This is a genomic window from Oceanobacter mangrovi, from assembly GCF_019740315.1.
Taxonomy (GTDB): domain Bacteria; phylum Pseudomonadota; class Gammaproteobacteria; order Pseudomonadales; family Oceanobacteraceae; genus Oceanobacter; species Oceanobacter mangrovi.
Window position 1 is genome coordinate 208,609 of record NZ_JAHXZR010000002.1, and the last position, 13,674, is coordinate 222,282.

At 53.2% G+C, this 13,674-nt stretch carries 11 protein-coding genes; 9 read left to right on the forward strand and 2 right to left on the reverse strand.

The features are described from left to right. The first annotated feature begins 6 nt into the window (after window positions 1–6). The 5 genes from odhB to K6123_RS05015 all read left to right on the forward strand — a co-directional run bounded on the left by odhB (window position 7) and on the right by K6123_RS05015 (window position 6,951). Window positions 7–1,209, forward strand: coding sequence for a 2-oxoglutarate dehydrogenase complex dihydrolipoyllysine-residue succinyltransferase (gene odhB / locus K6123_RS04995; protein WP_221794776.1), 1,203 nt, complete (start codon window positions 7–9; stop codon window positions 1,207–1,209). Window positions 1,210–1,231: 22 nt separating this feature from the next. After that, window positions 1,232–2,671 (forward strand): dihydrolipoyl dehydrogenase, encoded by a 1,440-nt coding sequence (gene lpdA / locus K6123_RS05000; protein ID WP_221794778.1) that lies wholly within the window; start codon window positions 1,232–1,234, stop codon window positions 2,669–2,671. 142 nt (window positions 2,672–2,813) lie between these two features. Next, window positions 2,814–3,980: an ADP-forming succinate--CoA ligase subunit beta gene (sucC, locus tag K6123_RS05005; protein ID WP_221794780.1), complete on the forward strand. Its 1,167-nt coding sequence runs from the start codon at window positions 2,814–2,816 to the stop codon at window positions 3,978–3,980. Between the two features lie 9 nt (window positions 3,981–3,989). Beyond that, a complete protein-coding gene (sucD, locus tag K6123_RS05010) occupies window positions 3,990–4,862 on the forward strand; it encodes a succinate--CoA ligase subunit alpha (RefSeq protein WP_221794782.1) in 873 nt (290 codons plus the stop codon). Between the two features lie 202 nt (window positions 4,863–5,064). Further along, entirely contained in the window at window positions 5,065–6,951 is a 1,887-nt protein-coding gene (locus tag K6123_RS05015; RefSeq protein WP_221794784.1) for a propionyl-CoA synthetase, read from the forward strand. 184 nt (window positions 6,952–7,135) lie between these two features. Here K6123_RS05015 and uspE read toward each other — a convergent pair whose 3' ends face one another. Both uspE and K6123_RS05025 read right to left on the reverse strand, forming a co-directional pair. After that, on the reverse strand, window positions 7,136–8,053 hold the full coding sequence (gene uspE, locus K6123_RS05020; protein WP_221794785.1) for a universal stress protein UspE: 918 nt from the start codon (window positions 8,051–8,053) through the stop codon (window positions 7,136–7,138). A gap of 85 nt (window positions 8,054–8,138) precedes the next feature. After that, window positions 8,139–9,005: a LysR family transcriptional regulator gene (locus K6123_RS05025; protein ID WP_221794787.1), complete on the reverse strand. Its 867-nt coding sequence runs from the start codon at window positions 9,003–9,005 to the stop codon at window positions 8,139–8,141. A gap of 164 nt (window positions 9,006–9,169) precedes the next feature. On the opposite strand from K6123_RS05025, the gene leuC reads away from it, so the two are divergent. The 4 genes from leuC to asd all read left to right on the forward strand — a co-directional run bounded on the left by leuC (window position 9,170) and on the right by asd (window position 13,595). Then, window positions 9,170–10,588: a 3-isopropylmalate dehydratase large subunit gene (gene leuC / locus K6123_RS05030; protein WP_221794789.1), complete on the forward strand. Its 1,419-nt coding sequence runs from the start codon at window positions 9,170–9,172 to the stop codon at window positions 10,586–10,588. A 10-nt stretch (window positions 10,589–10,598) separates the two neighbouring features. Continuing rightward, the gene (gene leuD / locus K6123_RS05035; RefSeq protein ID WP_221794791.1) at window positions 10,599–11,246 is read left to right on the forward strand and encodes a 3-isopropylmalate dehydratase small subunit; all 648 of its coding nucleotides are present in this window, start codon (window positions 10,599–10,601) and stop codon (window positions 11,244–11,246) included. Between the two features lie 68 nt (window positions 11,247–11,314). Further along, entirely contained in the window at window positions 11,315–12,391 is a 1,077-nt protein-coding gene (gene leuB / locus K6123_RS05040) for a 3-isopropylmalate dehydrogenase (RefSeq protein ID WP_221794793.1), read from the forward strand. Between the two features lie 85 nt (window positions 12,392–12,476). Further along, window positions 12,477–13,595, forward strand: a complete 1,119-nt coding sequence (gene asd / locus K6123_RS05045) for an aspartate-semialdehyde dehydrogenase (protein WP_221794794.1) — start codon at window positions 12,477–12,479, stop codon at window positions 13,593–13,595. Window positions 13,596–13,674 lie beyond the last annotated feature (79 nt).

Consider the following 13,674-nt stretch of genomic DNA (forward strand, 5'->3'; position numbering starts at 1 on the left):
AAATCAATGAGCATCGAAATCAAGGCCCCAACTTTTCCTGAGTCCGTCGCTGACGGCACAGTCGCAACCTGGCACAAACAGCCAGGTGAACCAGTAGAACGTGATGAGCTGCTGGTCGACATCGAAACCGACAAGGTTGTACTGGAAGTTGTAGCTCCTGCTAGCGGTACCCTGAAAGAAGTTTTCAAGGGCGAAGGTGATGTCGTTCTGAGTGATGAAGTGCTGGCTGTTTTTGTTGAAGGCGCTGTTGCTGCTGCACCAGCCGCTGAAGCTCCAGCTGCCGTGGCACCAGCCGCTGACGCTGCTGAAGAGGACGGCATGGTTAACCCGGCTGCCCGCAAGCTGGCCGAAGAGAAGGGTGTTTCCCTGGCGGCTGTTCAAGGTTCCGGCAAAGACGGCCGTGTGACCAAGGAAGACGTACTGAACCACCTGAAAGGCGCTACCAAGCCTGCCGCTGCTGCTCCAGCGGTAACTGCTCCAGCCGTTGCCGCCGTGGTAACTGCCGGTGAACGTGCGGAAAAACGCGTTCCGATGACTCGTCTGCGCGCAACCATCGCCAAGCGTCTGGTTGATGCCCAGCAGAACGCTGCCATGCTGACTACCTACAACGAAGTCAACATGAAGCCTGTTATGGAACTGCGTAACAAGTACAAAGACGTTTTCGTAGCCAAGCATGGTGTTAAACTGGGCTTCATGTCTTTCTTCGTGAAAGCTGCTACTGAAGCCCTGAAGCGCTTCCCAGCCGTTAACGCCTCTATCGACGGTAACGACATGGTTTACCATGGTTACCAGGATATCGGTGTTGCAGTATCTACTGACCGCGGTCTGGTTGTACCTGTACTGCGTGATACTGATGCTATGGGTCTGGCTGAGATCGAAAGCTCCATTGGTGATTACGCCAAACGCGGTCGTGATGGCAAGCTGGGCATCGAAGAAATGCAGGGCGGTACCTTCACTATCACCAACGGTGGTACTTTCGGTTCCCTGATGTCCACTCCAATCCTGAACCCACCGCAAACTGCCATTATGGGTATGCACAAGATTCAGGACCGCCCAATGGCTGTAAATGGTCAGGTAGAAATTCTGCCAATGATGTACCTGGCGCTGTCATACGATCACCGCATGATCGATGGTAAGGAAGCAGTACAGTTCCTGGTTGCCATCAAGGATCTGCTGGAAGATCCTGCCCGTATGCTGTTGGACGTTTAATCGACAAGTTTAAGGATTCGCAATGAGCAAGAAATTTGATGTAGTTGTAATCGGTGGTGGCCCTGGTGGTTACGTTGCCGCTATTCGTGCAGCCCAACTGGGTCTGAACACTGCTTGTATCGACAAGTGGATCGGCAAGGAAGGCAAAGGCGTTTTCGGCGGTACCTGTCTGAACGTTGGCTGTATTCCTTCCAAGGCGCTGCTGGATACTTCTCACAAGTATGAAGAAGCCAAGCATGATTTCGATCTGCACGGCATCAGCACTGGTGAAGTGACTGTTGATATCGCCAAAATGCTGGCTCGCAAGGATCAGATCGTTAAAAACCTGACCATGGGTGTTGCCACCCTGTTCAAGGCTAACGGTGTTACTGGTCTGGAAGGTGTTGGTAAGGTTCTGGCTGGCAAGAAAGTTGAGTACACCCCTCACGGTGGTGAAGCTGAGCTGATTGAAGCGGAACACATCATCATCGCTACTGGTTCTGTACCGTTCAACATTCCACCAGCTCCGCTGACTGAAGACATCATTGTCGACAGCACTGGCGCTCTGGAATTCACCAGCGTTCCAGAGAAACTGGGCGTGATCGGTGCCGGCGTTATCGGTCTGGAACTGGGTTCCGTGTGGATGCGTCTGGGTGCCAAGGTGACTGTTCTGGAAGCTCAGGACAAGTTCCTGCACGTGGCTGACTCTGCGGTTTCCAAGGAAGCCCAGAAGCTGTTCACCAAGCAGGGTATGGACATCCGTCTGGGTGCCCGTGTGACCGGTTCTGAAGTGAAAGACGGCAAGGTTACCGTTACCTTCCAGGAAGGTGGTGAAGAGAAGTCTGAAACTTTCGACAAGCTGATCGTTGCTGTTGGTCGTCGTCCATTCACCGAAGGTCTGCTGGCTGCTGACTGTGGTGTGAACCTGGATGAGCGAGGCTTCATCCACGTTGATGACAGCTGTCAGACTGATGCACCAGGAATCTGGGCAATCGGTGACGTGGTTCGTGGCCCAATGCTGGCTCACAAGGCTTCTGAAGAAGGCGTAATGGTTGCCGAGCGCATCCATGGCCACAAAGCCCAGATGAACTACGACGTGATTCCTTCTGTTATCTACACCAGCCCTGAAATTGCCTGGGTTGGCAAGACTGAAGATCAGCTGAAAGCCGAAGGCGAACCATACAATGTGGGTATGTTCCCATTCGCGGCCAACGGTCGTGCAATGGCTGGCAACCAGACTGACGGTTTCGTCAAGATCGTTGCTCATGCAGAAACTGACCGCATCCTGGGTGCACACATCGTTGGCCCTAACGCTGGCGACCTGTGTCAGCAGGTAGTGGTTGCGATGGAATTCGGCTCCAGCGCTGAAGACATCGGCATGATGGTATTTGCTCACCCGACTGTGTCCGAAGCAGTACACGAAGCGGCACTGGCGGTGAACAACGCGGCGATCCATAAAGCAAACCGTCGCCCGAAAAAATAATACAAGATAATAACAACGGCCCGGTTATTCCGGGCCTTTGCTTATATTGCTGAACACTCGGCACGTAAGTGCGCCACACAATGGCGGTTCAGTTAACACAGGCTGTCGGGTAATCCTCGACAAAATAAACAGGACGAAAGCGATGAACCTTCACGAATATCAGGGTAAACAGCTTTTTGCACAGTACGGTCTGCCAGTATCCAAGGGTGTGGCAGCCAAGACTGCAGAAGAAGCAGTAGCAGCAGCAGACGAAATCGGTGGTGACAAGTGGGTTGTTAAAGCTCAGGTGCACGCCGGTGGCCGTGGTAAGGCAGGTGGCGTTAAGCTGGTTTCTTCCAAGGAAGAGATCAAGGCTTTTGCTGAACAGTGGCTGGGCAAGAATCTGGTAACTTACCAGACTGACGAAAAAGGCCAGCCTGTTAGCCGTATCTTGGTTGAAAGCTGCACTGATATCGCCAAAGAGCTGTATCTGGGCGCGGTTGTAGACCGTTCCACTCGTCGTATCGTTTTCATGGCCTCTACCGAAGGTGGTGTAGAGATCGAGAAAGTTGCTGAAGAAACTCCAGAAAAGATTCTGAAAGCAACCATCGACCCACTGGTTGGCGCACAGCCATACCAGGCTCGTGAACTGGCTTTCAAACTGGGCCTCGAAGGCGACCAGATCAAGCAGTTCACCAAAATTTTCCTGGGTCTGGCTCAGCTGTTTGCTGACAAGGATCTGGCGCTGCTGGAAATCAACCCACTGGTTATCACCGACGAAGGCAACCTGCACTGTCTGGATGCCAAGCTGAACATCGACAGCAACGCGGTATACCGTCACAAGGACCTGCAGGAAATGCACGATCCTTCACAGGAAGATCCTCGTGAAGCTCATGCTGCCAAGTGGGAACTGAACTATGTAGCTCTGGATGGCGACATCGGTTGTATGGTTAACGGTGCTGGCCTGGCCATGGGTACCATGGACATCGTCAAGCTGCACGGTGGTGCTCCTGCCAACTTCCTGGACGTGGGCGGCGGTGCAACCAAAGAACGCGTTGTTGAAGCATTCAAGATCATTCTGTCTGACGAAGCGGTTAAAGCCGTATTCATCAACATCTTCGGCGGTATTGTTCGTTGTGACATGATTGCTGAAGGCGTGATCGGCGCTGTTAAGGAAGTAGGCGTTAAGGTACCTGTTGTGGTTCGTCTGCAAGGTAACAATGCTGAACTGGGTGCCAAGGTTCTGGGTGAATCTGGTCTGAACATCATCGCGGATACTGACCTGACTGGCGCTGCCCAGAAGGTTGTTGCTGCAGCAGCTGGCAAGTAAGGGGTTATCATGAGCATTCTTATCAATAAAGACACCAAAGTAATCTGTCAGGGTTTCACTGGTGCTCAGGGTACCTTCCACTCTGAACAGGCGATCGCATACGGCACCAACATGGTTGGTGGTGTTACTCCAGGTAAAGGTGGCCAGACTCACCTGGGCCTGCCAGTATTCAACACCGTTGCCGAAGCTGTTGAAGCGACTGGCGCAGATGCTTCCGTGATCTACGTTCCAGCACCTTTCTGTAAGGATTCCATCCTGGAAGCTGCCAATGGCGGCATCAAGCTGATCGTATGTATCACTGAAGGCATTCCTACGCTGGACATGCTGGATGCCAAGGTTAAGTGTGACGAGCTGGGTGTTACCCTGATCGGTCCAAACTGCCCGGGTGTTATCACTCCTGATGAGTGCAAGATCGGCATTATGCCTGGTCACATCCACCTGAAAGGTAAAGTTGGCATCGTATCCCGTTCCGGTACTCTGACTTACGAAGCTGTAAAACAGACTACTGACTACGGTTTCGGCCAGTCCACCTGTGTTGGTATTGGTGGTGACCCAATCCCAGGCTCAAACTTCATCGATATCCTGAAACTGTTCCAGGAAGATCCTGAGACTGAAGCCATCGTTATGATTGGTGAAATCGGTGGTACTGCTGAAGAAGAAGCCGCTGCCTTCATCAAGGAAAACGTAACCAAGCCTGTAGTTTCCTACATCGCTGGTGTTACTGCTCCGGCTGGCAAGCGTATGGGTCACGCTGGTGCGATCATCTCTGGTGGTAAAGGTACTGCTGACGAGAAGTTTGCTGCCCTGCAAGACGCTGGTGTTACTACCGTTCGCAGCCTGGCTGACATCGGTAAGGCACTGAAGGAAAAAACCGGCTGGTAATTATTTACCCCGGCTTTGCTTCCTGAAAAACCCGCGCAATGCGCGGGTTTTTTTATGTTTGCAGGGTGATGCTAAAGTATTGTTTTGGCTCATATTGCCGCGAACTAAAGTCTCGATAGACCAAGGTTTGATCCCCAAATGTCGAATAGAGCTGTTGTTGTCGTCAGCCTATTGTGTGACAACGACCAAGCGGGGATTCCTCATGACATACCAACAACAATATCAGGCGTCCATTACCAATCCAGAAGGATTCTGGCGCGAACAAGGCAAACGCATCCAATGGTTCCGTGATCCGGAAACCATTCTCTCAAAGGATGAAAACGGCATTGACCGTTGGTTTGCTGACGGTGAACTGAACACCGCCTATTTGGCTCTCGACTATCACGTGTTGCAAGGACGTGGCGATCAGCTGGCGCTGATCTACGATTCCCCGGTAACCGAATCTCGACGCAGCTATACCTATGCCGAATTAACCGCAGCGGTTGCCAAATTTGCCGGTGTACTGAAAGCACAGGGCGTTGAAAAGGGTGATCGGGTGGTGGTTTACATGCCGATGGTGCCAGAAGCAGCGATTGCCATGCTGGCCTGTGCTCGTCTGGGCGCCATTCACTCAGTAGTGTTTGGTGGCTTTGCGGCTCATGAGCTGGCGGTGCGTATCGACGACGCAGAGCCCAAGGTGATTGTGTCGGCTTCTTGCGGCATCGAAATCAACCGTATCATTGATTACAAGCCAATTCTGGACGCTGCCATAGAAATGGCTACCCACAAGCCGGGTTGTTCAGTGATCCTGCAACGGGATATCAGCCGCTGCGCCATGGGCCAGAATGATATCGACTGGCAAGAAGCACAGCTGGCGGCAGAGCCAGCAGATTGCACGCCAGTACTGGCAACTGACCCCTTGTACGTTCTCTATACCTCAGGTACTACCGGCAAGCCAAAAGGCGTTGTGCGGGACAACGGTGGCCATGCGGTAGCGATGAAATACAGCATGGACGTTGTCTATGATATGGAGCCAGGTGACGTGTTCTGGGCGGCTTCCGACGTAGGCTGGGTGGTTGGTCACTCCTACATCGTCTACGCGCCGCTGCTGGCGGGTTGCACCACTGTCTTCTACGAAGGCAAACCTGTTCGTACCCCGGATGCCGGCGCATTCTGGCGCGTCTGTGAAGAGTATGGCGTGAAGGGGCTGTTTGCTGCGCCAACCGCGTTCCGGGCCATTCGCAAGGAAGATCCGGATTGCAATCTGGCGAAAAAGTACGATCTCAGCAAACTGAAAACCATCTTCATGGCGGGTGAGCGCCTTGATCCTCCAACCTATGAATGGGTTGTTGAACACATTCAACGTCCGGTAGTGGATCACTGGTGGCAGACCGAAACCGGCTGGGCCATCGCCGGTAACCATGTGGGTCTGGAGCCTGTTGCCGTAAAAGCCGGTTCGGTGACTCGTCCGTCACCTGGTTACAACGTGCAGATCCTGGATAGCCGGGGTAATCCGGTAGCGCGTAACGAGCAGGGCAGTATTGCCATCAAGCTGCCGTTACCACCGGGCTGTCTGCCAACCATCTGGGGTAATCATGATCGTTTTGTTGCCGGTTATCTGGCGACTTTTGACGGTTATTACATTACTGGTGACGGCGGTTATCTGGACGATGACAACTATTTGTTTGTACTCGGTCGTACCGACGACATCATTAACGTCGCTGGGCACCGTTTGTCGACCGGTGAGATGGAAGAGGTTGTGGCGGGTCATGCTGCGGTTGCAGAGTGTGCCGTTATCGGCCAGTCCAGTGATCTCAAGGGCGAAGAACCGTTGGGCCTGGTGTTGCTGAAAGACGGCTTTGACGTTGATGAAGAGCAATTGCAGAAAGAACTGGTGCAGCGTGTGCGCGACCAGATTGGTGCAGTTGCCAGCTTCAAGAGCGCGATTGTGGTGAAACGGCTGCCGAAAACCCGTTCCGGCAAGATCCTGCGCAAGATCCTGCGTAACATTGCCAACGGTGAAGAATACGTGGCACCGTCAACCATTGATGATCCGGCTTGCCTTGAAGAAATTCAGGATATTCTGAAGCTGAAGGGAATCTGCAAATAAATTTGCCGTTGCGGGAAATTTTTGTGAACCATTTCAGTATTGGCTGTCTATGGTTATAGCTTGAGGCGGATTCGTCAGATCCGGTTTCAACTACCCGCTCTCTTTCATGATGGATTCTGCCGGGCCAATTGGCCCGGCTTTTTTATGCCTGTGATTTGTTCACCAAAGGCTGTTCGGTAAGAGCCTATTCGGCGACACCGTCTTGGGGTTTTACGACCAGTACGTCACAAGGCACCTTGTCAACCAGCTGTTCAGCGGTGTTGCCAATCAGTACGCCAGCGAGACCGCTACGACCCATAGTGCCGACAACCAGCAGGTCGGCGCCAATTTCAGTGGCGACTGCTGAGACAACTTCGTCTGTTTCCCCTTCACCGATATGAACATGGTCCTCAGAAACCTTGTATTTACGCGCCCATTGGTCGCAGGCAGTTTTGTGCTGCTCAACGATGTACTCCTGAATATCATCCGGAGCAGTAACTTCCGGCACCATGGCAAACGCCACGGAAATCTGCGGATAGGCGTTGGTCAGATGCAGATCTGTTTCGAAGTGATCGGCCAGGTGCTCAGCAAAAGCGAGGATATTGTCGTTGATTTGCTGATGACCATCATCGACTGAGGTGGCGTCGATGGAAGCCAACAGGCGATTGTGTTGCCATGGGGTTGCAGATTTCACCAGCAGAACCGGAGCCGGGCAGTGGCGCAGCAGGTTCCAGTCGGTATGGGTGAAAATACGGTCGATCAGGCTGTGGGGCAGGGTGCCCTTGATGACCAAATCGTAATGATCCTGACGCATGGCCTCGACTACGGCATCATGCAGGTGTTTCTGCCAGTAAACCCGGGTTGCGACCTTGCGGCCTTCAGACAGGACTTCTGGTACGAAGCTATTGATCCATTTTTCGGTCGATTCCATACGGGCGTCGTGGATACGTTTTTTGGTATCCGGGTCCAGTGCAGAGCCTTCGCCGCAGTAAGGTTCGTAAACCGAAGTAATCAGTGTGATGTCGGCATTGACCTGGCCAGCCAGCCACATCGCCTTGTCGAGTGCGATCTGTTCAGGGTGGTCGGAATCCAGCACAACAAGAATGTGGTTGATATCCAGCATGGCGTTATCCTCCGTTGAAACCTGCTTTCAGCATACGCCTTTGGCAAACCAGTCCGTATGCCTTGCATCAAAAATAGCTGGCCGGTCAATCACTGGCCAGCATGTCGATAAAGGCCCTCGCGGCATTGCTTTGAGGGCGGTGGCGCAACCATATCAGACCCAGCTGTCGTTGCATGGTCTTTATTGGCCATGGCAATACAACCAAGTGTTCATCCAGCATGTTGGCTGGTAACACGCTCCAGCCAAGACCGGCGGTTACCATCATCTTGATGGTTTCCAGATAATTGGTTGGCATCAGGGTGTTGAGTGGCAGGCCGGCGTCACGAAAAGCTTCATTAACGACCTGATAAGTGATGGTGCCGGGTTCCGGCAAAATCGCCGGGGTATCAGCCAGATGCTCGAGGGTAACTTCGGTCAGTTGGCTGAGCGGGTGGTCGGCTGCGGCGACACAAAGCATCTTGTCCTGCCACAGGGGTTCGGCATGCAGGTGGTCTGTTTGATCGGGATGCAGGGTGGTCAGAGCCAACTCGACCTGGCGGCTTTCGACCGCCTGGTAAGCGTCTTCGGATGCCAGGAAATGGATATCCAGCCGGGCTTGCGGGTATTCCCGTGCAAAGGCTTTTAATACCGGTGGCAGGCGGTGCAAACCTATGTGGTGACTGGTGGCGATGCTGAGCGTGCCGCTGACAGCCCCTGCCAGATTGGTCAGCTGCAGCTGGGTATCGTCCATCAATTGCAGAATCGCACGGGCCTTGGGCAACAGTACTTTACCGGATTCAGACAGACTGACCGAACGATTGTGGCGCTCGAACAGCTGGCTGCTGAGTTGCTGCTCCAGTGTCTGGATGCGCTTCGATACTGCGGACTGGGTCAGAAACAGACTTTCAGCGGCCAATGAAAACGAACCGCTTTCGGCAACCGCCAGAAAAGCCTTCAGCTGTTGATTGTCCATAGACTTCGCATTCCTTACAGGAATTCAATTTAGAAATAATATGAATTTGTGTTGTTTAACAAAGCAGGTAGCATAAAGCAATCAAAGAGATGTTCCTGAACATCCGGATTGGTTTGGCTGTCTCTGACAGACACAATTAATGAGAGAAATCCAAGGAGCCCTTCATGGCTGGCAAGACTTTGTACGACAAGCTCTGGGAGCAACATGTCGTTAAGGAACGGGATGACGGTACGGCGTTGATTTATATCGATCGTCAGCTGCTGCACGAAGTAACTTCCCCGCAGGCATTTGAAGGGCTGCGTCTGGCTGGTCGTCAGCCATGGCGTTTGAGCGCCAACCTGGCGACGCCAGATCACAACGTATCAACCGATGCTGGTGAGCGTGCCGGTGGTATCAATGGTATTCAGGATCCGGTTTCCCGCATCCAGGTGAAAACCCTTGATGACAACTGTCATGATTTTGGGATCACCCAGTTTGATATGAAAGACAAGCGTCAGGGCATCGTTCACGTGGTTGGTCCAGAGCAGGGCGCGACTCTGCCAGGTATGACCATCGTCTGTGGTGATTCCCACACAGCCACTCACGGTGCCCTGGCGGCGCTGGCACACGGTATCGGTACTTCCGAAGTCGAACACGTGCTGGCAACCCAGTGTCTGATTCAGCGCAAGATGAAAAATCTGCTGATCAAGGTCGAAGGTGAGCTGGGCGCGGCGATTACGGGTAAAGACGTGGTGCTGCATGTGACTGGTGTTATCGGCACTGCCGGTGGTACTGGTTATGCGATGGAGTTCGGCGGTTCGGCCATCCGTTCGATGAGCATGGAAGGCCGTATGTCCATGTGTAACATGGCAATCGAAGCCGGTGCCCGCGTGGGTATGGTGGCATTCGATGAAATTACCGCTGACTACGTCAAAGGGCGCCCGTTCGCGCCAACCGAAGCTCAGTGGGAAGCGGCTGTTGCTGCCTGGCAAGATCTGGTTTCCGATGATGACGCAGTGTTCGACAAGGTCGTTGATATCAAGGCTGAAGACATCAAGCCGCAGGTAACCTGGGGTACCTCTCCAGAGATGGTGACGACCATTGATGGCACCGTGCCAACCCTGGACGATGCCCGTGATGACGTTGAGCGTTCTGCATTCAAGCGTGCCTACGAATACATGGGTTTGGAAGCCGGTCAGAAAATTACCGACATCCAGCTGGATCGCGTATTCATTGGTTCCTGTACCAATAGCCGCATCGAAGACTTGCGTCAGGCGGCTGACGTTGCCAAAGGTCGCAAGGTTGCTGGCAGCATCAAGCAAGCCATGGTTGTACCTGGCTCTGGCCTGGTGAAAGAGCAGGCGGAAGCGGAAGGTCTCGACAAGATTTTCCTCGAAGCCGGTTTTGAATGGCGTGAGCCTGGTTGCTCCATGTGTCTGGCGATGAACTCGGACAAGCTGGGTGCCGGTGAGCATTGTGCTTCCACCTCCAACCGTAACTTCGAAGGTCGTCAGGGTTACGGCGGCCGGACCCATCTGGTCAGCCCGGCCATGGCAGCTGCTGCGGCGATTGCCGGTCACTTTGTCGACGTACGTGAATTCTGAGGAGCCTGACATGCGAGCTTTTACTGTACACACAGGTGTCGTGGCGCCAATGGATCGCCCGAATATCGACACCGATATGATCATTCCGAAGCAGTTCCTGAAATCGATCAAGCGTTCCGGCTTTGGCCCGAACCTGTTCGACGAGCTGCGCTATCTGGATGAAGGCCAGCCGGATGCCGACAACTCAGGCCGGCCGCTGAATCCGGACTTTGTGCTCAACCAACCGCGTTACGCGGGTGCATCCGTGCTGTTGGCGCGTGAGAACTTTGGTTGTGGCTCCAGCCGGGAGCACGCGCCGTGGGCGCTGGAAGACTACGGTTTCCGTGCGGTGATAGCTCCGAGCTTTGCCGACATCTTCTTTAACAACTGTTTCAAGAATGGTCTGCTGCCAATTATTCTGCCGGAAAACGTGGTTGATGGCCTGTTCAAGGCAGTGGCCGGTACCGAAGGCTACCAGTTGACCATTGATCTGGATAAACAGCTGGTGATGACCCCGGACGATCAGGACATTCCGTTTGAAGTAGACGCTTTCCGCAAGCATTGTTTGTTGAATGGCCTGGATGACATCGGTTTGACCCTGCAGGACGCTGACGACATTCATGCCTACGAAGAACAGCGCAAGCAAAATGCGCCGTGGTTGTTCAACGCTGGCGCCTGAGTCTTCTGAATCACTAATTTGAATTCAGCCTGCAACCTGGTTGCAGGCTTTTTTACAGGATACGTAACATGAGCAAGAAAATTCTGGTGCTGCCAGGTGATGGTATTGGCCCTGAAATCGTTGCTGAAGCCGTCAAGGTTCTGAACACGGTTAACGAAAAGTTCTCTCTGGATCTGGCAATCGAACACGGTCTGGTTGGTGGTTCTGCCTACGACGAAACCGGCTCGCCGCTGCCAGCTGACTCACTGGAAAAAGCCAAAGCCGCTGATGCCATTCTGCTGGGGGCTGTGGGTGGTCCAAAGTGGGACAAGCTGGACGCCCGTTCCAAACGCCCTGAGCAAGGTCTGCTGGATATCCGCAAGAACCTGGAACTGTTCGGCAACTTGCGTCCAGCCATTCTGTACCCGCAATTGGCGGATGCTTCCACGCTGAAACCAGAAGTGGTTTCCGGTCTGGATATTCTGATCGTGCGTGAACTGACTGGTGGTATCTATTTCGGTCAGCCTCGCGGCATTCGGACGCTGGAAAACGGCGAGCGTGAAGGTTACAACACCTATGTTTATAACGAATCCGAGATTCGTCGCATTGGTCGTGTTGCCTTTGAAGCAGCGATGAAGCGTAACAAGAAGCTGTGCTCCGTCGACAAGGCCAACGTGCTGGAGGTGACTGTACTGTGGCGTGAAATCATGGACGAACTGTCCAAAGACTACCCGGAAGTCGAGCTGTCACACATGTACGTCGACAACGCGGCGATGCAGCTAGTGCGCGCACCGAAGCAGTTCGACGTGCTGGTAACCGGCAACATGTTCGGTGACATCCTGTCTGATGCGGCTGCCATGTTGACTGGTTCGATCGGCATGCTGCCTTCTGCTTCACTGGACAAGAACAACAAGGGTATGTACGAACCTTGTCACGGTTCTGCGCCGGATATCGCGGGTCAGGGCATTGCCAACCCGCTGGCAACGATTCTGTCTGCTGCCATGATGCTGCGTTACAGCCTCGGTCAGAACGAAGCCGCCGATGCGATTGAAGCGGCTGTCAGCAAGGTGCTGGACAGCAATCTGCGTACTGGCGATATCTTCTCTGAAGGTATGCAAAAGGTTTCTACTTCAGAAATGGGAGATGCAGTCGTCGCTGCTCTTTGATACCTTCTGGGGTTGACGTAATTAAACTGAACCGCGCCTGGCGCGGTTCTGCCGTATAAACGGTGTTAAACAAGGTAAACGACGTATGTTGAAAACAGGTCTGGTTGGCTGGCGTGGCATGGTAGGTTCCGTGCTGATGCAGCGTATGGAAGCCGAAGGTGATTTTTCCCTGATCGAGCCCACTTTTTTCACCACCTCTCAAGCCGGGCAAGCTGCTCCGCAGTTTGGTGGCAAGGATTGCGGCACTCTGGAAGACGCTTTCAATATTGATGCGCTCAAGGCCCAGGACGTGATTATTACCTGTCAGGGTGGCGACTACACCAAGGAAGTCTATGGCAAGCTGCGCGAAGCCGGCTGGCAGGGCTACTGGATTGACGCCGCATCATCCCTGCGGATGGACGACAACGCCATTATCGTGCTGGATCCGGTTAATGCTGACGTGATCGAGCGCGGTCTGGATAGCGGCATCAAAACCTATGTTGGCGGGAACTGTACTGTCAGTCTGATGCTGATGGCGTTGGGCGGCCTGTTCGAAAAAGGCCTGGTGGAGTGGGTTGCTCCGCAAACCTATCAGGCGGCTTCCGGCTCTGGTGCGCGTCATATGCGCGAACTGATCAGCCAGATGGGTGCTGTACACGCCAACGTTAAAGACAAACTGGACGATCCGGCTTCTGCGATTCTGGAAATCGACCGTCAGGTGGCTGAATTCATTAATAGCGATGAATATCCAAAAGAACAATTCGGTGTGCCGCTGGCTGGCAGTTTGATTCCATATATCGATTCACAGCTGGCTTCCGGCCAAAGTCGTGAAGAGTGGAAAGCTCAGGTTGAGGCCAACAAGATTCTGGGACGCTCCGAACAGCAAATCCCGGTTGATGGTCTGTGTGTGCGTGTAGGCGCGATGCGTTGTCATAGCCAGGCGATGACCATCAAGCTGAACAAGGATATCAGCATTGCCGAGATCGAAGAGATTCTGGCGGCGCATAACGATTGGGTCAAAGTGATTCCAAATGATCGTGATATCACTATGAAGGAACTGACCCCAGCCAAGGTAACCGGTACTCTGAGTATTCCGGTTGGCCGTATCCGTAAACTGAATATGGGTCCTGAATATATTTCAGCCTTTACTGTCGGTGACCAGTTGCTGTGGGGTGCGGCCGAACCGCTGCGTCGTATGTTGCGTATTTTGTTAAATCGTTCATAGAATTTTTTATTTAAAGCGGGCGTCAGCCCGCTTTTTCATACATTCCTTCCTGAAAGATTCATAAACCCTTCTTCTATAT